Annotated in this window: 22 protein-coding genes; 2 read left to right on the forward strand and 20 right to left on the reverse strand. The window is 42.5% G+C overall.

Translation table 11 applies throughout. The features are described from left to right. Positions 1–184 precede the first annotated feature (184 nt). The 4 genes from MKY17_RS21500 to pruA are packed head-to-tail and all read right to left on the reverse strand — an operon-like array spanning position 185 to position 4524. Complete coding sequence (locus tag MKY17_RS21500) at positions 185–439, reverse strand: hypothetical protein (RefSeq protein WP_098373606.1); 255 nt, start codon at positions 437–439, stop codon at positions 185–187. A 37-nt stretch (positions 440–476) separates the two neighbouring features. Further along, entirely contained in the window at positions 477–1742 is a 1266-nt protein-coding gene (locus MKY17_RS21505; protein WP_098373605.1) for a Glu/Leu/Phe/Val dehydrogenase, read from the reverse strand. Positions 1743–1764: 22 nt separating this feature from the next. After that, positions 1765–2958 (reverse strand): ornithine--oxo-acid transaminase, encoded by a 1194-nt coding sequence (locus MKY17_RS21510; RefSeq protein WP_098373604.1) that lies wholly within the window; start codon positions 2956–2958, stop codon positions 1765–1767. 18 nt (positions 2959–2976) lie between these two features. Then, a complete protein-coding gene (gene pruA / locus MKY17_RS21515) occupies positions 2977–4524 on the reverse strand; it encodes an L-glutamate gamma-semialdehyde dehydrogenase (RefSeq protein WP_098373603.1) in 1548 nt (515 codons plus the stop codon). 382 nt (positions 4525–4906) lie between these two features. Here pruA and MKY17_RS21520 point away from each other — a divergent pair, with 382 nt between their 5' ends. Then, positions 4907–6319: a sigma 54-interacting transcriptional regulator gene (locus MKY17_RS21520; protein ID WP_098373602.1), complete on the forward strand. Its 1413-nt coding sequence runs from the start codon at positions 4907–4909 to the stop codon at positions 6317–6319. A gap of 73 nt (positions 6320–6392) precedes the next feature. Here the strand turns inward: MKY17_RS21520 and MKY17_RS21525 are convergent, their stop codons facing one another. The 15 genes from MKY17_RS21525 to MKY17_RS21595 form a co-directional block, all read right to left on the reverse strand. Then, the gene (locus MKY17_RS21525) at positions 6393–7079 is read right to left on the reverse strand and encodes an FMN-dependent NADH-azoreductase (RefSeq protein WP_098373601.1); all 687 of its coding nucleotides are present in this window, start codon (positions 7077–7079) and stop codon (positions 6393–6395) included. Between the two features lie 29 nt (positions 7080–7108). Then, positions 7109–7957 carry a VOC family protein gene (locus tag MKY17_RS21530; RefSeq protein ID WP_098373600.1) on the reverse strand — a complete coding sequence of 283 codons (849 nt, stop codon included), beginning with the start codon at positions 7955–7957 and terminating at the stop codon, positions 7109–7111. 4 nt (positions 7958–7961) lie between these two features. Continuing rightward, a complete protein-coding gene (locus MKY17_RS21535) occupies positions 7962–8366 on the reverse strand; it encodes a DoxX family protein (RefSeq protein ID WP_098373599.1) in 405 nt (134 codons plus the stop codon). Between the two features lie 162 nt (positions 8367–8528). Further along, the gene (locus tag MKY17_RS21540) at positions 8529–9293 is read right to left on the reverse strand and encodes a dipeptide/oligopeptide/nickel ABC transporter ATP-binding protein (protein WP_339200629.1); all 765 of its coding nucleotides are present in this window, start codon (positions 9291–9293) and stop codon (positions 8529–8531) included. Beyond that, positions 9290–10087, reverse strand: a complete 798-nt coding sequence (locus MKY17_RS21545) for an ABC transporter ATP-binding protein (RefSeq protein ID WP_098373597.1) — start codon at positions 10085–10087, stop codon at positions 9290–9292. The genes MKY17_RS21540 and MKY17_RS21545 overlap by 4 nt, the downstream gene beginning before the upstream one ends. Then, complete coding sequence (nikC, locus tag MKY17_RS21550; RefSeq protein ID WP_260397933.1) at positions 10084–10860, reverse strand: nickel transporter permease; 777 nt, start codon at positions 10858–10860, stop codon at positions 10084–10086. Before nikC ends, MKY17_RS21545 begins: the two co-directional genes overlap by 4 nt. A 53-nt stretch (positions 10861–10913) precedes the next feature. Continuing rightward, on the reverse strand, positions 10914–11867 hold the full coding sequence (gene nikB / locus MKY17_RS21555; RefSeq protein ID WP_098373595.1) for a nickel ABC transporter permease: 954 nt from the start codon (positions 11865–11867) through the stop codon (positions 10914–10916). Next, a complete protein-coding gene (nikA, locus tag MKY17_RS21560) occupies positions 11868–13397 on the reverse strand; it encodes a nickel ABC transporter substrate-binding protein (protein ID WP_286177237.1) in 1530 nt (509 codons plus the stop codon). It abuts the gene before it with no gap. A 1088-nt stretch (positions 13398–14485) separates the two neighbouring features. Continuing rightward, a complete protein-coding gene (locus MKY17_RS21565) occupies positions 14486–15628 on the reverse strand; it encodes a mannitol-1-phosphate 5-dehydrogenase (protein WP_098373769.1) in 1143 nt (380 codons plus the stop codon). Between the two features lie 5 nt (positions 15629–15633). Further along, entirely contained in the window at positions 15634–17724 is a 2091-nt protein-coding gene (locus tag MKY17_RS21570; RefSeq protein ID WP_098373768.1) for a BglG family transcription antiterminator, read from the reverse strand. A 95-nt stretch (positions 17725–17819) separates the two neighbouring features. Continuing rightward, the gene (locus MKY17_RS21575) at positions 17820–19754 is read right to left on the reverse strand and encodes a PTS mannitol transporter subunit IICBA (protein ID WP_098373767.1); all 1935 of its coding nucleotides are present in this window, start codon (positions 19752–19754) and stop codon (positions 17820–17822) included. Between the two features lie 201 nt (positions 19755–19955). After that, positions 19956–21248 (reverse strand): citrate:proton symporter, encoded by a 1293-nt coding sequence (locus tag MKY17_RS21580; RefSeq protein WP_098373766.1) that lies wholly within the window; start codon positions 21246–21248, stop codon positions 19956–19958. Positions 21249–21497: 249 nt separating this feature from the next. Continuing rightward, positions 21498–22379: an AraC family transcriptional regulator gene (locus tag MKY17_RS21585; protein WP_098373765.1), complete on the reverse strand. Its 882-nt coding sequence runs from the start codon at positions 22377–22379 to the stop codon at positions 21498–21500. Between the two features lie 135 nt (positions 22380–22514). Then, complete coding sequence (locus MKY17_RS21590) at positions 22515–23204, reverse strand: response regulator (RefSeq protein ID WP_098373764.1); 690 nt, start codon at positions 23202–23204, stop codon at positions 22515–22517. A gap of 11 nt (positions 23205–23215) precedes the next feature. Then, positions 23216–24793 (reverse strand): sensor histidine kinase, encoded by a 1578-nt coding sequence (locus tag MKY17_RS21595; RefSeq protein WP_179891222.1) that lies wholly within the window; start codon positions 24791–24793, stop codon positions 23216–23218. A 177-nt stretch (positions 24794–24970) separates the two neighbouring features. Between MKY17_RS21595 and MKY17_RS21600 the strand changes: the two genes are divergently transcribed. Then, positions 24971–25327, forward strand: a complete 357-nt coding sequence (locus tag MKY17_RS21600) for a hypothetical protein (RefSeq protein WP_098373762.1) — start codon at positions 24971–24973, stop codon at positions 25325–25327. A 35-nt stretch (positions 25328–25362) separates the two neighbouring features. On the opposite strand, the gene MKY17_RS21605 is transcribed toward MKY17_RS21600, so the two are convergent. Continuing rightward, the gene (locus tag MKY17_RS21605; protein ID WP_260399732.1) at positions 25363–25782 is read right to left on the reverse strand and encodes a collagen-like protein; all 420 of its coding nucleotides are present in this window, start codon (positions 25780–25782) and stop codon (positions 25363–25365) included. Between the last annotated feature and the right edge of the window lie 456 nt (positions 25783–26238).

Here is a 26238-nt window from a genome sequence, read left to right on the forward strand (position 1 = left end):
GCTTTTTGGTTTGAAACTGCTTGGTGCATTGTCCAATCATTCTGATATTTTACCATGAAACAGGGCGTTTTTTCTTTTCAAACTTTTTCCTGACTTTATCATCACCATTTAAATGATCACAACAAAAAAAGAGCATCCCAAAGCAGAAATCGCTTCCGCCTTTGGAACACCCTCTTTCCTATAATCAATCAGAGCCAGTTATAACAAAATCGTCTTGGAGCAAAGCTAAAGGAAGCTTTCTATTAATAGGATCCCCTGCCGAAACATTAATCTCAGTAATGTGACCGCTGGCACCTATTGAAACATCAATCAATTTCCCATCATCCGTTTTCACTAAAAAGAGCCTCTCCCATTCATAAACATAGGAATTCTTTTGAACGTAAACTTGTTCGACGGTCCCATCCTGAGCACACTCGATGGTATGAATCGGTTTTAACACGGAATCACTCCTCCACTCTCCATTATTTGACTAAAGCTTATACCCAGCCACGGAATATTGAGGCTTCTGCCATTTTTCTGACACCCACCATATACGCTGCCAGCCTCATATCCACTTTTCTTGTCTCGGACATTTCATATACTTGATTAAATGAATTGACCAATAACTCTTTTAATTTGGTTTGGACTTCAGCATCTTCCCAATAATAACCTTGATTATTTTGAACCCATTCAAAGTAAGAAACTGTCACACCGCCTGAACTTGCCAATACATCAGGTACGAGAAGCACATTGCGTTCCGTCAAGATCTTGGTTGCTTCCAATGTGGTAGGTCCATTCGCTGCCTCCACGACAATTTGGGCTTTGATAAGATGTGCATTTTCTTTGGTGATTTGATTGGAAATGGCAGCAGGCACTAAAATATCACAATCTTGTTCCAGAAGTTCCTGATTGGTGATTGTATTATCGAATAGTGTCGTTACCGTTCCAAAGCTATCCCTTTTATCAAGTAAGTAATCGATATCCAGACCATCCTGGTTATAAATGGCACCATATGCGTCCGATATACCAATCACTTTCGCACCTGCATCATGCATGAATTTGGCCAAAAAGCTTCCTGCGTTCCCAAACCCTTGAACGATGATGCGTGCACCTTTCAATTCTATGCCCTTACGCTTTGCCGCTTCCTCGATACAGATGGTGACACCTTGTGCAGTCGCCTTTTCCCTACCGTGTGAACCGCCCAGTACCAGAGGCTTACCTGTAATGAAACCAGGAGAATCGTGTTCTCTTATTCTACTGTACTCGTCCATCATCCATGCCATGATTTGTGAATTCGTATAAACATCCGGGGCCGGAATATCTTTTGTCGGCCCCACTATTTGGCTGATTGCCCGAACGTATCCACGGCTAAGCCTTTCCAATTCACCGATGGACATTTGGCGCGGATCACAGATGATGCCGCCTTTTCCTCCGCCATATGGCAGATTCACAATTCCGCATTTCAAACTCATCCACATTGAAAGTGCCTTGACTTCTTCCTCATCGACTTCGGGATGAAAACGGATTCCGCCTTTCGTCGGACCGACAGCATCGTTGTGCTGGGCACGGTATCCAGTGAAAATCTTCGTCGTATTGTCATCCATCTTAATTGGAATCCGGACGGTCAGCATCCGAAGAGGTTCCTTCAAAAGCTCGAACACTTCTTCAGAATAGCCAAGCTTATCAAGCGCCTCCTTGATTACGACCTGTGTTGAATCAAGCAAGCTGGCAGTTTCTTTTTCTTCTTTGACAGTTGTACTCAATGGAATTCACCTCATAGGTATATTAGGATAAAACTCTTTTAATACGTTCGATTGCCCAATCCAAGTCTTCTTTTGTAATCACTAATGGCGGAGCAAAACGGATAACTGTATCATGTGTTTCTTTACATAGCAGTTTTTCTTCTTTAAGCTGCTCACAATAAGGTCTTGCTGCTTCTGTTAATTCGACTCCGATGAATAAGCCTCTGCCGCGAATATCTTTAATCATTGGATTCTTGATTTCTTTTAAACTATCCATAAAGTATTGTCCAAGCTCCAATGAACGTTCCGCAAGCTTCTCTTCTTCAAGAACTTCCAATGAAGCGATGGAAACCGCACATGCCAATGGATTGCCGCCGAATGTAGAACCATGGGAACCAGGATTGAATACGCCAAGGATTTCACGGTTTGCAGCTACGCAAGAGATTGGGAAAACCCCGCCGCCCAGCGCCTTACCTAAAATGTACATATCCGGAACTACTCCATCCCAGTCAGAGGCGAACATTTTTCCTGAACGTCCAAGTCCTGACTGAATTTCATCAGAAACGAATAGGACATTATTTTCTTTACATAAGTCGTAAGCTTCTTTTAAGAATCCTTGTGGCGGTATGATGATTCCCGCTTCACCTTGAATCGGTTCGATTAAAAATCCAGCCGTTTGCGGTGTAATCGCTTCTTTCAATGCATCAAGATCGCCGTAAGGGATAAGCTTGATCCCTGGCAGCATCGGTCCAAAGCCTCTTCTATATTCCTCATCGGATGATAAGGACACCGCTGCCATCGTACGGCCATGGAAGTTCCCGACACAAGCAATGATTTCAGCTTGGTTTTCTGCGATTCCCTTAACATCATAACCCCAGCGTCTAACAGCCTTGATTGCTGTTTCAACAGCTTCAGCACCCGTATTCATAGGCAATGCCATGTCTTTTTGCGTAATGCGAGAAACCATTTCATACCATGGGCCTAATTTATCACTATGGAATGCACGGGATGTTAATGTTACGCGATCAGCTTGTTTTTTTAATTCGTCGATGATTTTCGGATGCCTGTGGCCTTGGTTCACTGCTGAATAGGCACTAAGCATATCCATATATTTGTTGCCTTCAGGATCTTCCACCCAAACTCCTTCAGCCTTCGAAATGACGATTGGAAGTGGATTATAATTGTTTGCACCATATTGTTCTGTTTGCTCGATTAATTTATCCGTTAATGTTGTCATGTTGATTCCCCCTAAAATTTATAGCGTTTCAGATGTTGTTTTCCCTTGAAGATGAAGAACTAAATAATCAGGACCGCCCGCTTTTGAATCTGTACCTGACATATTGAATCCGCCAAATGGCTGGTATCCTACAATGGCACCAGTACAGCCGCGATTGAAATACAAGTTACCTACGTGGAAATCCTCACGCGCTTGTTCAATATGTTCAATATTGTTCGAGATGACCGCACCCGTTAATCCATAATCCGTGTTATTGGCAATCTCGATTGCATGATTGAAATCTTTTGCCTTACAGAATGCAACCACTGGTCCGAAAATCTCTTCTTTCATGACACGTGCGTTTTCATCTACATCGGCAATGATAGTTGGCTGAATGAAGAAACCTTTTGAATTGTCTCCTTCTCCCCCTGCAACAAGTTTCCCTTCTTGTTTACCGATTTCAACGTAGCTCATGACTTTGTCGTAAGCTGCTTGGTCGATGACCGGACCCATGAAGTTGTTTAGATCTGTTGGTTCCCCGACTGTTTTTTCTTTCGTTAATTCAATGACACGATTCAAGACTTGGTCATATACATCTTCCACGACTACGGTACGTGAACAAGCAGAACATTTTTGACCGGAGAATCCGAAAGCAGAAGCAACGATTGATTGTGCCGCCAATTCCAGATCAGCCTCTTTATCAACAACGATTGTATCTTTACCGCCCATTTCAGCGATGACACGCTTCAACCAGATTTGGCCTTCATGAACTTTTGCCGCACGCTCATAAATACGGATTCCAACATCACGCGATCCTGTAAAGCTGATGAAACGTGTACGGGGATGATCCACCAAATAATCGCCCACTTCGGCACCGCTTCCTGGAATGAAGTTCACAACGCCTGCAGGTAAGCCCGCTTCTTCCAACACTTCAATGAATTTAGCTGCAATGACCGGTGTTGTACTGGCTGGTTTCAATAAGACTGTATTACCTGAAACAAGTGCTGCCGTCGTCATGCCTGCCATGATCGCAAACGGGAAATTCCAAGGTGAGATAATGACACCGACACCAAGTGGAACATATGTGAAAGCATTGTGTTCAATCGGGCGGCTTTCCACTGGCATGCCGTCTTTAAGCTTCAGCATTTGACGTGCATAGTATTCCATGAAGTCGATAGCTTCCGCTGTATCTGCATCTGCCTCATTCCAAGGCTTCCCTGCTTCTTTAACCAATAGTGCCGAGAAATAGTGTTTTCTTCTGCGAACAATGGCTGCAGTCCTGAATAAAATATTTGCCCGGACTTCCGCTTTCGTTTTTCTCCAAGTTTGGAATGTCTTATCTGCCGCTTGCATAGCTTGCTCAGCAAGATCTTTATTTGCTTTGGACACGGTTCCAATAACTTCTTCTTTATTTGCTGGGTTTACAGAGGTAATGACTTCATCAGTGAACACTTTTTCACCATTAATGACTAGCGGGTATTTCTTCCCTAAATCATTAGCTACATCATTCAATGCCGTTTGAAAAGCTTTATTGTTTTCTTCGATTTTAAAATTAGTAAATGGTTCGTGTTTATATGGTTGGACCATTATGGCTCATCTCCCTAAAGTTTATGTTTTTATTTCACACTTATTTAATAAGCAAGTTCCGTGCCAACTTTTCATTTTTTCGAAAAAATATTGTTCTTTTTTGAAATATGCAATGAAATTCAGCACTTCAGGGGCAAAATAGACAAAGAATGCCATTATTTTTTGCTCTAATCCCTATTTTTGTCGCTTAAACCTTACACTCTTTATTAATGCAAAATTCATGCCAACTAGAAAAACCATAAAAAACAGCGTTTTTGCACTTTTTCCGCAAAATATCTTTGCACTTCAATGCAAAATATTCTTGCTGTGCAAATTTTATTTGCGCCTTTGCTTCAATTCCTCTACAATAGCTCTAAGAAAAGAAGAAAAACGGGAGGCATTCATGCATTTAGATCAAATCATTAAAATAGAAGGTTTCCAAACTATCCTCCATTCACTAGTGGACGTAATCGATATCGGGTTACATATAATCGATATAAAAGGGCGGACCATTATATATAACAAGAAAATGGCTGAAATAGAAGGCATGGATTCAGAAGAGGTATTAGGGAAAAAGATTCACGAGATCTTTATATTCAAGGAAGAAACAGAGAGCACATTAATACGGGCGCTTCATTCTGGAAGGAAAACCGAAAACTCGAAGCAGACCTACTTCAATAATCTCGGACAGGAAATTACAACAATCAATAATACGTTTCCTATTTTGGATCAGAATCAAAATATCATCGGAGCCATTGAAGTGGCAAAGGATATAACGAATCTTGAAAGAATCATTAAAGATAATATCTTGAATAAAGGCGATACGAAATATACGTTTGACAGCATCATCGGAACCAGTGAGAATTTCTTGGAAGTCATTGAAAAAAGCAAGCGTTCGACCAGGACGGCATCCTCCATCCTCATTGTCGGGGAGACGGGAACGGGAAAAGAACTCTTTGCCCAAAGCATCCATAATGGCAGCAGCCGTTCGACACATCCTTTCATCAGCCAAAACTGTGCTGCCCTGCCAGATAGTCTTATTGAAGGAATTCTTTTTGGTACGAAGAAAGGGGCCTTCACCGGATCGATTGAAAGGCCAGGTTTATTCGAACAGGCACAAGGCGGGACCATCCTTCTTGATGAAATCAATTCCTTAAATCCGAATATGCAGGCGAAATTATTAAGGGCCCTTCAAGAAAGGACGATTCGCCGTGTTGGGGATACAAAAGATAAAAATATTGACGTACGGGTCATAGCAACGATAAATGAAGATCCAATAGATGCCATTGCAAATGATCATTTACGAAAGGATTTATATTATCGATTAAGTGTCGTTTCGTTATTCATCCCGCCTCTTCGTGAACGGAAAGAGGATATTCCCTTGCTGGCGCAATCCTTCATCGAGAAATTCAATGCGCTGTTCGAATTGAATATTGAAGGGATCAGCGAAGAGGTCTACTCGCTTTTTTATGATTACGACTGGCCCGGGAACGTAAGGGAACTTGAACATATCATTGAGGGGGCCATGAATTTAATGGAACCTGGCGATACAAAAATTGCCATCACCCACCTTCCGACTTTATTTAGGAAGAAAGCCCATTTGGAAGACATTCATCCCGAAAGAAAAGAGAATCATGCAAATGGAGATATACAGGAGTCGACCTTATCTCTTGATGATTATATCGCCAATACTGAAAAGCAATATTTGGAGAAAATCTTAAAAGAACATGGCATGAATATCTCCCAAGCTGCCAAGGCATTGAATATTAGCCGCCAAAGTCTTCAATATCGCTTGAAAAAGTATCAGGTCAAATAACATCATTCCCGCACAAAAAAGGCCCCCATTAATATGGAGGGCCTTCTTTGCCTGCTATTCATTCCACTCGCAATTAGAATGTTTCAGCCGCTTTTGCAACGTTTTCCAAACCATCCGCGATGATTTTTTGTGTCCGATCCGGATACTGATTATGGCCTTCAATGACCACGACCTCAGGATTGTTGATTCCCCATAGGCCAATGATATTTTTCACTAAATTCACGGCCATTTCAGCAGAAGCCATTCCTTCTAATGCATAATCAGAACCGCGGGCATTCAATAGCATGACTTTTTTATCACCAGCATACCCGACAGGACCTTCCGCCGTATAATTGAACATTTTACCGGCTTGTGCCAAATAGGAAAGGTATGTGATTAGCGGTGCTGGAACCGTTGAGTTCCATAGAGGGAAAGCGAATACCACTTTATCCATGGCCAGGAATTGATTTAAATATTGGTCAACCAGTTCGGCCGCCTTTTCCTCTTCGGCTGTCAGTTCAAGACCTTGGTTGCGTTTATACAACCCGGTTATCGCCGTATTTCCATAGTAAGGAAGTTCTTCTTTAAATAAATCCAGCTCGGTCACTTCATCTGTACGGTGTGTCTCTTTATATGCTTTTAAGAATGTGTCATACATTTTCGAGCTGATTGCCTGATCTGCTGGACGATCATTCACTTTAACGAATAATACTTTTGTCATTTTTTCATTCTCCCCTGCCGCGGTTTCTTTATTTCCAAATAATCTACTTAAGAATCCCATTATCCTCACCCTTGCTTTCTGCTTTAAATTCAAACGACTAAATGAATCTCATTGCCAGATGGATCTGTTACTGCGAAAAACCCTTCTTTTTCCGTGACGGCAGCTCCGATTCCTTTCAGTTGCTCCGTTACTTTGTTTCTCGCATCTTCATCTGCAAAAACGAGAGTATACCAGTTCAGCCCCACACTATTTTCCTTTGGAGCTGGGGCGCCAACGCCATTCCATGTGTTCAACCCGATGTGATGATGATATCCGCCGGTTGAAGTAAAGAGCGCTCCTCCATATCGATTCACAACGGTAAACCCAAGACCCTGCATGTAAAACTCCTCCGTTTTACGTAAATCCGCTACATGCAGATGTATATGCCCCATTAAAGTACCTGCAGGGAGTTTGCTCCACTCACCATCGCTTTCTTCCAGAAGGTCATTCCCATCCAAAGGATCCGTGCCCATAGCGACTTCCCCACTGGCCCATCTCCAATCAGTGGATGGCCGGTCAGAGTATACTTCAATGCCATTGCCATCCGGATCGGTAATGTACAGCGCTTCACTCACTTCATGATCCGCCGCTCCAAATGGATATTTCGTTTGAAGTAAATGTCGTAAAAAAATCGATAAGTCGGCACGGCTTGGCAGCAAAAGGGCAAAGTGATATAAGCCCGTCGTCCGCCCTTCTTTCGGAATCACATCCGCAGGCTGCTCAAGTGTCAGCAACGGGGTCTTTCCGTCTGTCGTTAAAACAGCTTGCCGGTCGGCTTTCTTCAATACTTGAAGACCGATGATTTCTTGATAAAACAGAATGGCCTTATTCAAATCCAAAACATTTATACTGACTTCGCCAACAAAAGTAATTGGTTTTTGATGAAAATTTTTATCCATATTGTCACTTCCCTTTTTTATTGAAAGTCAAATGATCCAAAGAAACAACCGTGCGGTTTGCACACGCTAGATAGACAGACATGGCCAGCAGCGCCAAGTCCAGTTCATAGCCCGCCGCTTGCCCGTTTCCAAGAAAACCGGCAGGTAATTTTGCCGTGAAGATCGCCCCCGCCATAATGACCGCAAATAGGACGGAAACGATTCGTGTTCCCAAACCCAGTATAACCGCAATTCCACCGATCAATTCGATTCCTGCAACGATGTATGCCATGAAGCCAGGAATGCCAAGACTATCGAAAAATCCAGCCGTATTCCCTATGCCCCCTTGAAACTTTGAAACTCCGTGAATGAAAAAAGTAAGACCTAAAATCACCCTTAAAAAAACTTGACCTGCATCATTTTTATTCATGTATGAATTCTCCTTTTCTCAGTTACTTTATGTAAGTGATTATATTTTAATAAGCTTGTAATGTCAAGTAAGTTTATAGGAATATCTTTTTTCACCTTAAAAAAACGAATTGCCGAAGCAACTCGTTCATCACGATTTAAAAATCAAATAATAACAACCTCATTATTCAAACAACGAAATAAGTTCTTTTGTGTATGAATGGCGATCGCTGCAAAAAAGCTGTTCGTTTTCGAAAGAATCCACAATCCCCCCTCCTTTCATCACCATGATACGTTGGCTCATCTCCTGTACAGCCGATAGATCATGAGAAATAAAAAGGTAAGAAATGTTCAAAGTCTCCCGAAGCCCGTCTAACAATTTCAGCACCGCCGCTTGTGACAGAACGTCCAGGCTTGAAGCCGGTTCATCCAATATAATGAGGGCCGGTTCAATGCTGATCGCGCGGGCAATGGTCACCCGCTGCTTTTGTCCGCCGCTTAGCTCATGCGGGTAACGTTCAGCAAAACTCTTTGGAAGCTCCACGGTTTCCAGCAGCTGTCTGATAAAGTTCGCTTCACCTGTATACGTAAAATGTTTCATATTGACCTGGCTGCCAAATTGAAGATATGGATCCATTAGTGAATCTTTTATCCTTAGTTTTGGATTCAAGGCCGATGCAGGATTTTGCAAAACGGCCTGGATGTTCTTACGATACGGTTTTAAACCGCGTTCGCTTTTGTTTTGCAGCGCGGTTCCTTCAAATAGGATGCTGCCCTGGTCAAAAGATTCAATCTGAAGGATGAGTCTTGCCAGTGTGCTTTTTCCGCAGCCGCTCTCTCCCACTAACCCGAGGCATTCCTTCCTTTCGATGCTGAAATTCACGTTCCTTAGTATTTCCACTCCGTTATCATAGCTTTTGTGGACATTTCGCACGTCTAATAAAGTCATCCTGACACTCCTTCAAGCTTAAATGGAATTCTGCTCAATGATGGCGATGATTGAATCAGTTTATTCGTATAAGCATGCTGCGGATGATTTAATACCTGATTTTTATCACCGGTCTCAATGATGGCACCGTCTCTCATGACCGCAATGCGATCCGCATACTTCTTGACATGACGTAAATCGTGGGTAATGAATAAGACCGCACATCCGGTTTCTTTTTGGAGCCTTGATAACAGCTGTAAGACCTTAAAGGAAGATACACTGTCCAAGGCTGTGGTCGGTTCATCCGCTATCAAAATATCCGGTTCAAGCAGCAGGGCTATCGAAATGGATACGCGCTGAAGCTGCCCACCGCTTAATTGAAAAGGATATCTGCCGTAGATATCTTCATTCAGGCCAACCGATATGAGCGCTTTGACCGCCTGCTGCCTCCTTGCCTTTTTGGAAAGGTTCAAATGTGTTCGCTGATATTCGTCGAAATGTTGACCGATAGTAAGGAACGGTGTGAATGAACCCTGGTAATCTTGAAAAATATATGCCAGGCGCTTTCCGCGAATCTTCCTGATTTCAGAGGAAGATAGCGTTAAAAGATTCTTTTCCCCGTACCAAATTTCCCCCTTCGCTTGGAGATTGGGTGCCAGCAGCTGACATATTGCCATGGCCGTCATGCTTTTGCCGCTCCCACTTTGTCCGACAAGTGCGAACCACTCACCTTCCTGCACATCTAACGAAAGATCCTTGACGATATGATTTTGCTTTCCCATGATATTTAGCTGCCTCACGGATAAAATGCTCATGATCCCACCTCCTTTTTCACATCGAATGCATCGCGCAAATAATCACCGAGTATGTTGGATAGCAGGACGGCAAATACGATGGCGAGCCCCGGGTAAATCATCAGCAACATATTCGATTGAAAGTATGGACGGGCATCATTCAGCATGGCTCCCCACTCTGGTGCCGGCGGCTGCGCCCCGAGCCCGATATAGGATAAGGAAGATATGAGCAAAATGATTTTTCCTAAATCAAGGCTAGCCAATACAAGCACGTTCCCGATAAGGTGCGGAAATAGATGCTTCCGCATAATCCCAAATGAACTTAATCCATTGATTTTAGCAGCAGTGACATAATCCTTCCGACGTTCGGTGATCACCGTACTTCGCACAAGCCGGGCATAATTCACCCATTTCACTAGAACGATTGCCAACAGGAGATTTTCGATTCCTGGCCCTAATAAGCCACTAAGCACAATGGCAACGATCGTATCAGGGAATGCGAGAAATGCGTCTGCAATGCGCATGAAGGTCCGATCGATAAGACCTCCTTTAAAACCGGCAATCACCCCGAACGGGACGCCGATGATAACAGCGGCAAACAGAGATAAGAGACCGTAGCCAACCGTCAGCTGGGCTCCAAGCAGAAGACGTGTCAATACATCACGCCCTAGATGATCCGTCCCTAACGGATGTTCCATGCTCGCCGGCCATAGCCTTTCTCCGAGATTGACCAGTGCGGGATCATGTTTCAGGATAAGAAAGGTGTAAGCCGAAACGGCAAGGACTGCAGCCATCACCGTAAAAAGGATAGTCATTCTCCAGCGCCTTTTGGATTTTTTTTTGATAACTAACTCCATTTTCCATGCTTCCTTTCCTTCAGTCTTAGCTCCGGATTTAAATAGCGATAAGATAAATCCACGGCGCTATTAACCATGAATACAATGATGGCCATGACCAACAGGTATCCTTGGATGACTGGATAATCCCGTGAACGAATCGAGTCCACGACCATCTTACCTATGCCTGGATAGGCAAAAATCACTTCGATCACCACTACACCGCCGATCAGGCTGCCGAGGCTGACACCGAATACGGTAATGACCGGGGGCAGGCTATAACGAAATGCATGGGCAAAGAATATCCGCATTTCCGAAATCCCCCTTGATCGGGCAGCCCTGATGAAATCATGACTGAGGGAATCAATCAAACTCGAACGCAGCAAACGGACGTACACACTTGTGATGGCCAGCCCCAACGTGACTGATGGCAGTATCAAAGAAAGAAATCCGTCCCTGCCCATTGTTGGAAGGGCCCCCCACCGTACCGCAAATAAATCCATCAAGAGCATTCCCAGCCAAAAGCTAGGAATGGATGCGCCCAACAAAGAAACAGCACGGCTTATCTGATCAATCCAGCTTCCCCTGTACAAGGCAGCAAGCGAACCTAATGGAATGGCTATACCAAGCATCACAAACAAAGCGCCAACCGCCAGCTCAAGTGTTGCAGGCAGCCCGCTCATGATCATCTCCATCACAGGCTGATTCGTCAGATAGGAATTACCGAAATCCAATTGGATAAAGTCCCTAAACCAATCGCCATACTGCACTAACAGCGGATCATTGAACCCCAATTCTTCACGAAGCTCATTGACTTGTTCGTTTGTGATCGACACATCATCCACTTGAAGTATCGAGAGAACCGGGTCCCCTGGAGCAAGCCGAACAAAAAGGAAAGAGATGAATGTAATCACAAGGACAAAAATCACGACCTCCATGAATCGCCGCACTAAGATGCTGAACATTCACTTCACATCCAGTTCATTCGTCAGCATGTAGTATTCGCTTCTCGAAGTAATCCAGTTTTTAACTTTATCAGCATCATAAGCAACAAGTGTATTCGGATGTAAAATGAAAGAATTATACACTTGTTCATCAACATACATCGCAATATCCTCAGCTAAATCCGAGCGCTTCTCCTGCTCGACCGTTACGTTCAGCTTATCAATCAGGGACGTCAGGTGATCATCATCGGCCCCACTGAAGTTCAAGGCTCCCTTTGGATGATAGGTAGCATTTAAATAATAGCCGGCATCCCCGCGCGGAGCCGTTAAATTGCTGTAGGTCGTTAAATCCCAATCGCGATTGGCAGCCATATACTCTTCAGGGATTTCTATTTGCTTGATTTTCACATCAATCCCCAACTGGCCGGCATCAGATTGAAAAACTTGGGCAATTAACGGCAGGTCGGCACGTGAACTGTATGTAAGAAGTGTAAACGTTAACGGTTTGCCGTCTTTTTGCATGACACCATCAACTTTTTTATATCCCGCCTGATCAAGAAACCCCTTAGCCGCTTCCATTCCATTCACTTTTTTCGGATAGTCCGGAGCAAAAGAGAAAGTGGACGGAAATGGCCCTGTTGCCACTTCTGCATGACCATGTAAAATCGTATCAGCAATGGATGAACGGTCGATCAAGGCATCTATCGCCTTTCGGACGTGTATGTCCTGCAGTGCTTTACGTTCCAAATTCATCGTCATTTGATGTACTCGGAAAGTGGATGTCGATTCAACCTTCACACCATCTATCGCCTCTAAATTTCCCAGGCTTTCCACTTCCGGACGGAAAACAATATCGGCGTCTCCCGATTCAAGGGCAAGGGACCGTGCATTGGCATCTTCATTAAACGAAAACCTGGCTCTCTCTAGCTTTGCGGCTCCATCCCAGTAAGACTCATACCGTATTAAATCAACAGCCGTACCAGGTATGAATTTCGAAACGGCAAATGGCCCTGTTCCTATCGGCTTGTTTATATAGTCACGTTCCTTCACATCAATAATCGATGTATTTGGATGGACCAATTCAGAAGGAAACTCAGGAAAGGGAACCTCCGTCTTAATGGTCAGCGCATTCCCATCCGCTTCAATCGATTCAATGCGCAAAGCATTCTTTATCGCCGGACTATCCTTCATCGCCCTCTCCAAGGAAGCCTTTACCGCTTTGCCATCCATCGGCTTTCCATTCTGAAAAGTCACACCCTCCCTTAACTCAAAATTCCATAACTGACCCTCCTTGCTATCCCAGCTTTTCGCCAGCCAAGGTTCGATGGTCAAATCCTCATCATTGAGATGCACCAATGTCTCAGTGATCCCAGCCCTTAGTGACACATAACTAGTATCAACATTCGGATCAAGCGAGCTAGCCGCAAAATTAAAAAGCAAGTTCACTTCCTTCTCCCCTCCCGCTTCATCATTCGCAGACTCGGTGGAACAAGCAGCCAAAAGAAAGAATGAAAAACATACAATAAAAATCGATTTACATTTTCTGAACACGATAGATTTCCTCCATTACCTCAACTATTTTTAATGGCTGTTGCAAAATCGTATTGATTACGATTTAGATCGCAGCTTTGCTTTACTATCATGACAAACCAGGCAACGCACTGCCAGTAGCTATCCGAAATCAAACTATGTAATGCTCCTTGAGAGTAAACATTAATTCACGAGTATTTGCTCCAAACTCACGAGTAAACGCATCAAACTCACGAGTAAACGTATCAAACTCACGAGTAAATGCATCAAACTCACAAGTAAATGCGCCAAACTCACGAGTAACGGCTCTAAACCCGTGAGTGACAGCTTAAATCTCGTGCAATACCCGCAAAATCTTGAGTAAAATCAACCAACTCGTGTTTGAACACCAATTCACGAGTATTTGTGCCAAACTCACGAGTATTTGCGTCAAACTCACGAGTAAATGCGCCAAACTCACGAGTAAACGCTCCAAACTCACGAGTAACGGCTCTAAACCCGTGAGTAACAGCTTAAATCTCGTGCAATACCCGCAAAATCTTGAGTAAAATCAACCAACTCGTGTTTGAACAATAATTCACGAGTATTTGCGTCAAACGCACGAGTAAACGCTCTAAACCCGTGATTAACAACTTAAATCTCGTGCAATCCCCGCAAAATCTTGAGTAAAATCAACCAACTCGTGTTTGAACATCAATTCACGAGTAAATGCGCCAAACTCACGAGTATTTGCGTCAAACTCACGAGTAAACGCTCCAAACTCACGAGTAAACGCTCCAAACTCACGAGTAACGGCTCTAAACCCGTGAGTAACAGCTTAAATCTGTGCAATAGCACCCAAAATCTTAAGAAATAACAACTAACTTTTGATTTACTGCACTAATTCGCATTTTGTAAAACCTAATCTCATAAAAAAGCTCCTTTCAAACAAATCATAATGATTACGATTTATACCTTAAATAAACCCTCTTGTCTTGACTGTCTTTCATTATAAAACGTAATGATTACTGTTTACAAGGTTTTTTTAAGTTTTAAAGTTTATCTGATATATAATTGGCTTTTTGATTAAGAAAAAACTCCTGAAAAAAGATTTCAGGAGTTTTCGGCTTTTATTTCAAATTGTTGTAGTGGTTGATAACTTCTTTGGTTATTTCGTTATTTTCGTCCAATCCGCTAACTTCTTTAAGTGCTGTAGCTATACCGTTTTCTTTGATCATCGTTTGCAGTTTAAGGGCTTCTTCATCTTCGTTAAAATCAAAGAGTAATGCGGCGGCTATCGCTTTCGCCAGATTAGTATAGGAAAGTCCGGCTTTTTTAGCTTCTACGGCAGGGCGCACGAGGCGGTCGTTTGGCCCGAGCTTGCGCAGCGGTGAACGGCCGACTCTATTCACCGAGTCATTCAGGTAGGAGTTTTTAAATCGATTAATGATTTTTTCGATATACTGCTGATGCTCATCTGCATCCAAACCGTATTGCTTTATTAAATAAGCGCCCGTTTCCCCTAGGGTTTTCTTGACTTGCTCTACAATGCCTGCGTCCTCCAATGATTGGTCAATCGTCGATTTTTTATTTTTGAGATAACCGAGGTAAGCAATGACGGCATGTCCTGTATTAACGGTGAACAGTTTTCTCTCAATGAACGGAGCGAGTTCTTTTACAATGGTCATCCCTTCCACGGCAGGAATGCTTTCATTCGTTTCAACGACCCATTCATAATAAGGTTCCACCAAAACATCGAGTGATCCTTCGTTATTTTGGATAGGAACGATGCGATCGACTGCTGAGTTAAAGAAGTATACTTTATCGGCTAGTTTTTCTTTTGTATCTTGATCCAAGTTTTCTAGAATGTAGCCTTCTAAAAGGTCTGTTGCCGATATTTGGTTTTCACAAGCGATCACATATAATTTTTCATCGGTTTCCTTTACCCTTGAGGCTAATCCTTTAGCAATTAAAGGCGCGATATGAGGCAAAATATTGGGACCGATAGCTGTAGTGAGGTAGGTTGCTTCGGAAATTGCTTTAATGATTTCCTCTTCCTGCTTTAAGCTGTTTAAACCCGAAACATTTTCTACTGTTTCGGATTCTTGTTGATCAGTAGCCAGTTTGACTTGGTATTGCTTTTTATCATTTAACTGATCGATGATTTGATCGGCTATGTCCACAAAAGTCACATGATATCCAGATTGTGAAAAGAGTGCTCCGATAAATCCTCTTCCAATGTTTCCTGCACCGAAATGTACTGCTTGTTTCATTACAATCATCCCTTTATCAAGTTAGTATATAAATAATCCAAAAATATGGCTTCCAGCCTTCTGTTAATCATTTCCTCGTCCGAAGATGAAAAAATCATGATGGATTCATTGCTTTCAATTAAGCTTGAGCTTATTAAGCTGACGATTTCCTGCTGCTTCACACTCAATTCTTCAGGTGCCAGCATCAGAAGTAAATTTTTCATATGGACTTCATTTCCATCCATACCTTTGACCAGTCGATATTCCTCCAGGTGGGCCACCTGAAATATCAGTTCTTTCACATTCTTGTGTCTCGTATGGAAAAGGCCCATTCCAGTGCCAGGAATGCCTAAACCACCTTTTTTTTCCCTTTCGTTCAAGGATTCGATTACATCATCCGCACCCATTAGCAGTGATTCATTTTCAGCCATTCTGACCATTTCTTCGATGATCTCTGGATGTCCTTTAAGATGCGGCAGCCGATAAAACCGGAAATTATCCATGATTGACTCGATGCTCTGCTGGGCATCTTTCAATTCCTGCAGCACTTCTTTCAATTCGCCATCCTCTTTTTTGGTCACGGTATCCTTATGGGCTGAATGACTGCCATAACGCTTATTCTTCGTGAAGTTTTCGATATTCTTCCTTAAATAATTCCTGATGTTCAATATATTCTCTTCACTCAAAAGAGGGGATACAAGAATATAATCACTATCGATATACGGAAGCCGGACGGTAGAAATGATCACATCATAGTTTTTCAGGCTGCCCTGCTGCTGGATGTCTTTGATCGTCTTGATTTCTACAGTCTCGATTTCGATGATTTCTTTTTTGATCCGGCTTGCAAGCATCTTCGACGTGCCGATACCTGTCGGGCAAACGATAAGTGCCCTTATTGATATTTCTTCCTCCCGCAGCACTAATGCAGATCCGAAATGCAGGACGATGAAGGCTATTTCATCTTCGGGAAATTCTCTTATTTCTTTGAATCCCTTTTCCAGACTGGTCTTTACTGCCAAAAAGAGAACCGGATACTTTCGTTTAATATCTTCGGTTAAGGGGTTGTACAATCCCATTTCCTGTTTGATCCGGAAAAGCGATGGTTCCATATGGGCAAGGAGCCCTTGATACAATGGGAAATCCTTGGTCAAATCGATTTGCAGTTGTGCCGAAACATCTTTTATCAGGTTTCTTATCAGCTGGCCAAGCAACACACTGTCATATGGAACAGCATCCGCCGCATGAAGCTTGGAACCTTTAAGGATGGCTGCCAGGTAGCTTATATCATCGATGGTAAAAGAGACTTCCAGCATGGTGCTGAGTTCCTTGCCTATTTTATTCATGAGATTATTCTCATCGGAAAGTTCGCTTATTTTCTTGAAGTCCTTCTCCAAAAAAAATTGGCTTTCATTCCTTTGCAGGGTTACATAAATATGTACAATTAACCCTATATACCCGCTATCCGCCAATCGAGAATGGACACTGTTAAAAGTGGAAAACAGCACCCCATCGATAGCCTGAAGATATTCGGGATCGAAATAGTCGAGGATTTTCGCTTCTGGGAATTTTCCTTCTTGCAACAAAAATAAACTTTCAATCAGCTCTTCATTAAAAAAGTGCAAAAAATAGGCGGCCTGTGCTTTCCGTTTATTTTCTTCAGTGCCGGCAAGCTCTATTCCGACTCCCCTTTTTCTCGTAATCACGATATTAAAATTCTTTAACCATTCAGTCAGTTCGTCCAAATAGGTTGTAAGAGTCGTAATGCTTATACCGAGATCCCCCGCAAGAACTTGAGTTTTATATGATTCTTCCTGCAGTAAAGCTAACAGGAGATGCAACTTTCTTTCTTGTGGCGTTTGATCGATTGGATGATTGCCCATCAGGTGCTGTACAAGCCGAAAGACTTGTTCATTCTTCCCGTCGATGGTCAGTCCCTCATGTGTATTTCGTGTTAAATGCAACTCAAATGATTGCAGGATTTTTTCTATGGACTTCAGATCACGTTGAACAGTCCGGACACTAACATTCAATTGTGTCGCAATGGATAAGGCTGTATGTTTTCCAGAAGTTTTTATGATCAATTCTATGATTGATTTTTCCCTTGAAGTAATATACATGCTACCAACTCATTTCTGGTGGAGTAACACGAGAAAATACTGAATAGAAAAGCGTAAAACGCTTTTCTATTCTTGGTTAAGTTTATTTAATTATTTCAGACATTTATAATGTCCATCAATTCCCTGGCTGATGTGGCTTTAACCATCTTTTCGATATTCTCCATCTCAGAGCAGGTAACTGCAATGCCAGATAGAATTTCAAGATGTGTACCGTCCTTGCCGGCAATGCCGAATATCAATCGTGCCTTTTGGCCGTCAAAGTCGACTCCATCAGGAATTTGTAGAACGGTAAATCCAGATTTAAGGACATCTTTCTTAGCTTCCTCGGTTCCGTGCGGAATGGCTACATCATTCCCCATATAGGTTGAAGTCAATTCATCACGGGCAATCATTGCTTCAATATAGCTTTCCTTAACGTAACCTGCATTGACCAAAGCTCTTCCCGCAAAGCGGATCGCTTCTTCCTTATTGGCGAATTGTTGATTAAGGAAGACGTTTTCTTCGCGAAGCAATTCATTATCATCCTGCTCATCAACGTTGATGCCAGGCTCGATTGAATGTTCACGAACACCGGGAACCTTCTCTTCAGCATCTTCGACGATTTCATGCAGCTCATCGGTGCCATCGTCCTGAAGCCGTGCAAGCAATGAATCGTATTCAGGGCTCGATAGAAAATTATCGACGGATACATGATAAGCATTCGGCACTTTATTCTGTGCCCTTGGAGTTAACTCTTCCTGTGTTATGACGATTTGTGCATCAGCAGGAATGTTCGAGATCGCCGTATTGGTCACGGTGATATTCAATCCGGCTTCCTTCACCTTCTTGCGAAGCAGCGAAGCTCCCATCGCACTTGACCCCATCCCAGCATCGCAGGCAAATATTATTTTGCTGACGTTTGTTGGCATCGTTCCCGGATCTGAAGCGAATACATCGGCAACAGAGCTTTTCTTGCCTTTCATTTCTTGCATTTTTTTCGCGGCATCTTCAATATTCTCTTCAGATTGCTTTCCTGTTTTCAGGATGAATGCACCGACGATGAATGAAACAAGGGCGGCTACGATCACGCCTGCAAAGTTAGCAATATATGCGCCCGCATTATGCGGAGTTACTGCTGTAATGGCAAGTATGCTGCCTGGAGAAGCAGGAGCGAACAATCCTCCGCCTAGTAGGACCAATGTGAAAACTCCACTCATGCCTCCAAGAATGACGGCTAAGAATAACATCGGCTTCATTAGGATATAAGGGAAATAAATTTCATGGATCCCCCCGAAGAAATGAATGATGGCAGCTCCTGGAGCCGATTTCTTCGCCGTTCCCTTTCCAAAAAAGCAATAGGCAAGCAATACGCCGATACCCGGTCCAGGATTCGATTCCAGCAGGAACAGGATTGAAGCCCCTGTTTGTTTAACTTGCTCTACACCGATTGGTGATAGTACACCATGATTGATGGCATTGTTCAAGAACAATACCTTGGCAGGCTCGATCAGGATACTTGTCAACGGCAGTAAACCTGTACCGACAAGCCAATCGACTCCTGCTACAAGCCAGCCTGTAAATACGTCTACAGCAGGCCCGATGGCCAAGAAGGATAGAATGGACAATAAGCCGCCAATTATCCCCGCTGAGAAATTATTAACAAGCATTTCAAAACCGGCTTTTATTTTCCCTTCAATCAATTGATCGAATTTCTTGATGACATATCCGCCGAACGGTCCCATTATCATGGCGCCAAGGAACATCGGGATATCAGATCCGACGATGACGCCCATTGTCGCAATGGCACCGACTACGCCGCCACGGTGGTCATGGATTAGCTTACCACCCGTATACCCAATTAAAAGCGGCAGTAAAAACGTAACCATCGGTGTAACCATTTTGGCAAGGCTTTCATTTGGCAGGAAACCAGATGGGATGAATAGGGCAGTGATTAGCCCCCATGCTATGAAAGCTGATATATTCGGCATGACCATTGAACTTAGAAAGTTACCGAACTTTTGAACTGCAACTTTTATATTAAAGTGAGCCATTTTGCACTCTTCCCTTCATATTAATATAGTTTCCTTTAATCTTAAGGTACGTACCTTCCGCATTCAATAAAAGTAAAAGCTAACTTTGTCGCGAAAGAGAAGACAAACATAATGTATCTCACTTTTCCAGATTTATTCAGTGCTTGATAAAGACAAAAAAGAGTCCCGTTCGCATCTTGGCGAACGGGACTCTTTAGGGCTTTATAGCGGGATGATTCCCAATAGGACACATACCACTATCATGACAAGCGTCGATCCGCATGCCCATTTCAGGAAGGTACGCTGCAATGCACCGAAATCTTCCCCTACCATTCCAACCAATAGATAGGTAGATGGAACAAGCGGGCTTAATAGATGGACGGGCAACCCTAATAGTGAAGCTCTGCCGATCAGGGCAGGGTCAATTCCATAAGCAGCTCCCGCTTTAGCAAGCAATGGGAGCACACCATAATAAAATGCATCATTAGACATGAAGAACGTAAAAGGTGCTGAGATGATGGCTGTGATGACAGCAAAATGTGCACCCATTTGTTCTGGAATATGCTGAATCAAAGAGTTTGCCATGGCATCGACCATTTCCGTACCGGCAAGGATTCCAGTGAAGACACCTGCTGCAAAAATCATCGAAATTACAGATAAAGCATTGTCCGCATAGTTTGCCACACGCTCTTTTTGATCACTGAGTTTCGGATAATTAACCGTAATGGCAATGGCAAAACCAATCATGAACAGAACCGCTGAAGGCATAAGTTCCATAATCAGCGCCACCAGCAATGTAAGAGTCAATGCGTAATTGAATATAATCATTTTAGGACGCTTAAGATAAGCATCTTCCGTTGCAGCCGCTTGCTGTGCCATAACATGATAATCGACTTCTATGATCCCGATTCTTTTTCTTTCTTTTTTACCCAGGCAATATGCCATGAAAAGGACGAACAGGACTCCGCCGATCATCGCTGGGATGACAGGAGTGAAAACATCGGACATTTCAAGTTTTAAAGCGGTCATCACCCGTGCTGTAGGGCCTCCCCAAGGAAGAAGGTTCATAACTCCAGATGACGAAACGGCAATACCGGCCAATACAAGCGGTCTCATACCAATCCGTTTATATAGCGGAAGCATGGCTGAAATCGTTATCATATATGTGGTTGTACCATCTCCATCCAAGGAAATCAGCAAAGCCAGAACTGCCGTGCCGATCGCAATTTTCACGGGATCTCCTTTTACAACTTTAAGTATCGTATTGATGATCGGATCAAAAACGCCAGCATCGATCAAAATGCCAAAGAAAAGGATCGCAAATAAAATCATGATTCCCGTTGGCGCAACGTCTTTGATCCCTTCCAGCGCCATCTCACCCATTTTACCGCCAAACCCGCCAATAAGTGCAAAGGCACTTGGTACTGCAATCAAAGCTATCATGGCTGAAAGTCGCCCTGTCATAATTAAAATCATAAACGCTACTATCATTAAGTATCCTAATAAAGCGAGCATATCAATCACTCCTTATCTTCTAATAAGGTAAATTGTATATGAAATCGCTTCATTTGTAAGCGTTCTCAATTTATTGTGTTTTAAAACTATTTTGTTATTTTTGTTCATTGTGTTCACGGAAGCGATTTTTCGAGGCTGAACCGGCGCCACTCCCCGGGTTGAATGGCGGGTTCTTTAAAGAAATGATTGCAATTATTAAGAAAACTTTGACTATATCTTTATCGCCGGCAAAGGCATGCTACTGCGCATTTATTCTTCAAAAGATAGATTTGCCGGTCCATCCAAGAGGTCACTTCCGTAATCTATATTGGTCGTTGGTGTATCTTTACTGACTTCCTCGAATTCCAGTTCATCGATCCATACTTTGCCACGCCCTGAAAGAAGGACCCCGAATGAAATGATTGCACTGTTTTCAGGTACATCCAAGACAATATAATAATGGTTCCATTCCGTATCGTTAACGATGGGCCGGTTCCCCATATTGTCGAATTGTAAAACATCATGAAGGGCATTATCCACCCTCATCCATAAACCACAAAATCCATCAACATCTTTTGATTTTATAAAACCCGACAGTTTCATTCTTTTACCAAGGTAATTTTCCGCCTTGAATTGTTGCATCATCGTTGCAAATTCCTCCTTGGATTCCTCAGTGACGGATTTCAGGTAACCTGATGCCTGGCCTTTATGGAATGTCTCCCGGTCAATTCCCATTTTATAATTGAATGGATGACTCCCGCTTAAATTCCACCCTTTTAATAATTGTTCGTTTTTCATCGTCATTTCCTCCTTTTGCAAGGTTAATTTACTTACGAGTTTCCTATATTGCCCTGGCGGCAGTTCATAATATTTCTTAAATGAACGAGTAAAGGATTCTTGTGTTTCAAAGCGGTAATAAAAAGCAATGTCGATTATTTTTTCATCTGTATAAAGCAGCATGTTAGCTGCATTGGCGATCCTTCGATATCGAATATATTCTGATACGGTCACGCCAACCTCCTTGCGAAAAATACGATGATAATGAAATTTCGAAAAACCTGCGAATCGTGCGATGTTCTCCAAGGACAATTCCTTTTGTAAGCTATTCTCTATATATTCAATCGTTTCTTGGATGATGGGACTGTATCTCATTTCCGAACCTCCTTAAGAATAAGATAACAGATTAAAACATCGTTTTTTTGACATATATTGCTTTTTTTGAAATCTTTCAATTCTTACATGCATAATAAAAACACCTCCAATCTTGAAGGTGCTTCACACTTAATTCTATTGAATTTTATAATATCTTCGCTCAGGTCTTCCCACTACCCCGTATACGACTTCCGCTTTACATTTCTTTACGGATATCAAATATTCCAGATAGCGTCTCGCGGTTGTCCTGGAAGCGCCGATCTGTCCGCTCACTTGCTCAGCAGACAAACCGATATCGCTTGCTTTAAGTACCTCGATCACTTTCGCCAAAGTGATTTCGTCGACCCCTTTCGGTAAGGCCGGCCCATCGTTCGTTTCTGCAATCGCAGTTCCCTTATTCAAAATGAGATCAACAAAATCCTGATCTATCTCTTGTTTGGATTTCATCAGATGGACTTTCTTCAGATACTCTTCGATAACTTGGTTGAAACGCTTCATTTCCACTGGTTTAATTAAATAATTCTCTACACCATAGTGAAGCGCCTTTTCAAGTTGGTCTCTATCCGTTGCCGCGGTAATCATGATGATATCCACATTCGGGAACTTTTTCCGTATGTCCGGAAGAAGGTCTGTACCAAGTTGATCCGGCATATAAACATCAAGCAAAAGCAGATCCGGGCTTTTTTGCTCCAAGATCCGAAGCGTTTTTTTGGCATTGACAGCTTTTCCGACCACTTCTATTTCATCAAAGTTTTTTAAGAATTTTTCATGGATATCCGCTACACGAAAATCATCTTCTGCGATGACTGCTCTTATCTTCAGCATTCTTTCCCTCCTCACTGTTCTTTAGGAAGATACACGGTGAATATGGTGTTTCCATCCTCGCTGTATACTTCGATGATGCCGCCCAGCTCTTTGACGACATGATCAGCATTCGAAAGTCCATAACCACTCGGACTTCCGCTGTTTTTCGAAGTGAAACCCCGATCGAAAATATGGGCGATGGCATCCTCAGGTATTCCTTTTCCGTTATCACTCACTTCAAATACCATATCATTTCCGATATCTGTGGCGAAAAATTTCACGAGCGGCTCTTCCATGCTTGAAACCGCTTCAAGTGCATTATCGATAATATTGCCTAGAATCAATGTTAGTTGTGACAATTTTATATGATCCGGCAGTTTCTCTAGATAACTTTGTGCGTCTATTTCAAAGATGATCTTCTTCTCCGATGCTTTCCCTATCTTTCCAAGTAAAAGAGCTTGTACCTTTGTATCTTTTATCTGTTCGAACACGACACGGTTCAGGGAATGCAATTCGGATGTTTCGCTTTGAATCATATCTATTGCTTCATCATATTCGCCTAATTGTATCAAACCTGAAAGGACGTATAGTTTATTGGTGAACTCATGGGTTTGTGCCCTTAAATCCTCTGAATGCATCTTCACTTCCGATAATGTGTTGACCATTTCCTCAATTTCCGTTCGATCACGGAACGAAGCGACAACACCGCTTACCCCTTCACTATCGAAGATCGGCGTACAATTGACGATAACGGATTTGTCTTTCCATGAAATCTCCTTATCCACTTGCGGTTCACCGGACTTCAGCACTTCGAATAAATATTTCGAAGGAAATAGGCCATCCACATTCAAATGGCGAACGGACTCTTGAATATCCAGCAATTTTTTTGCCGGCTGATTCATCGAGGTAATCAACCCATTTTGGTCAATGGCCAGAATCCCTTCTTTCACCGATTGAAGCACTGCATTTTTTTCTTTATATAAATTGGCGATTTCAAATGGTTCCAGCCCCAAAGTATCTTTACGTATGCTCCTTGCCAGCATATAACTGCCAATGATCGATATCATGATGGCCACTAAAGATACAATCATCTCTTTGGACAAGTCCTTGAAAATTTGAGCGCGGACATCGTCGACTAAAAAACCGACGGAGACGATTCCAATTATTTTTCCATCCGCACCGAATACCGGTGACTTCCCCCGAATGGAAAGACCGAGTGATCCTGCCGCTTCGGAAACATAATATTCGCCTTCCTGAATGGCCCTGGCATTATCCCCGCCTTCCATCCTCTTCCCAATTTCGGAAGCAAGCGGATGGGAATAGCGAATTCCCTCTTTATTCCCGACAACGATGAACTCAGCCCCTGTTTCCCTGCGGATCTTTTCGGCAATCGGCTGAATTGTCCTAGCGGGATCATCCGTTTCAAAGGCCTCTGTAACTGTGGGCATGAAGCTAATCGTCTTTGAAAGTTCCAACGCCAATTGACCTTTATCCTTCGCTATTTGCCTTCCTTCCATATAGGAAAAAGTAGTCGTCAATAAAATAATCAAAAACAGGCTCAACGATAAGACTAACCCGAGAATCTTGGTTTCAATCGATACTTTCCTCATATTCAACAGCATCCTCTATTTTCATTTTCATTCACTAAATTTTATAGGAGCATAATGATTTTACCATTTCTATTAAATATTGAACATTGTTGGCCTTTTATTTCTCCACATTCAAAAACGAAAGGATTTAAATAACAAAATAAGGTATAATTTAATAAAAAAAGGAGTGTGAATTTCTTGATTCCTTTTCAAATGATTTATATGATCATCATCACCCTTTTGCTTATTAATGATTTTTTTCCAGTAAGTTTTCTATCTCATATCGTTTCACCCGAGGTACTTCTTGGAGTTATGATCGGTTTATTTCTCAGTGTCCTATTTAAGAAAGATGGTCACACCGATCATGATGTGAGGATCAAGGCGCAGTTGTTTTACACCATGTATCTCCTTTCCCTAGTCGGAGTGTTGACCGCTTTAGGGGGTCGATCAACGATAGGCATTTCCCTTAATGATATTTTTCTTTGGATAGTGCTGCTTCTGTCTTGCTGCCATACCTTTTCGTATTGGAAGAAAGCAAAACAATCTGAAACATAAAATGCTCAAAGGAAACATCTCCTTTGAGCATTTTTTCAAAAACAGCTAAATGAATTGATTTGTCTTGTATCGATACCAAAAATCGTCCAGAACCTGCCATTCCACCTGAAGCCGGCAACAGAACGCGGACCGATGAAAATGGGGTAATACCAGAAACTCGCACCATTGTTTAGCCATATAAAAGTATTCCTGAACAGACAAAACGAAATGGCACCTGGATCTACGGCAAATGTTGAAGCCGATTGCTGTTGAGGGATAAACGCTGGCGGGGGAGCTGTTGGTGCTTGCGAACTCGGCGGTGGTCCTGGTTGACCTGGAAATTGAGGCGCACCGGGAAAACCGGGTTGGCCTGGAAAGCCCGGTGATCCTGGTATGCCTGGAATGCCGGATAGACCGGGAAACTGCCGTTCAAGAAAAACTTGATCTTCATAATGATACGTTGGGTACATATACATGGTCATTCACCTCTATAAGATTGAATGTAATAAGTTATGATATATGGACTCAAGGTGTTTGGGCAGGAGATGCAGTTTATCTCCGAATAGAGATATATCGACGTAATCTATAGTTTTATCTCCGAATTTAGGGATATATCGACGAAATTTATAGTTTTATCTCCGAATTTAGAGATATATCGACGAAACCTACTGTTTTATCTCCGAATTTAGAGATATATCGACGAAATTTATAGTTTTATCTCCGAATTTAGAGATATATCGAAGTAATTTACTGTTTTATCTCCGAATTTAGAGATATATCGACGTAATCTATAGTTTTATCTCCGAATTTAGGGATATATCGACGAAATTTATAGTTTTATCTCCGAATTTAGAGATATATCGACGAAACCTACTGTTTTATCTCCGAATTTAGAGATATATCGACGAAATTTATAGTTTTATCTCCGAATT

Origin of the sequence: Peribacillus sp. FSL P2-0133, assembly GCF_037975445.1 — a bacterium.
GTDB lineage: Bacteria > Bacillota > Bacilli > Bacillales > DSM-1321 > Peribacillus > Peribacillus simplex_E.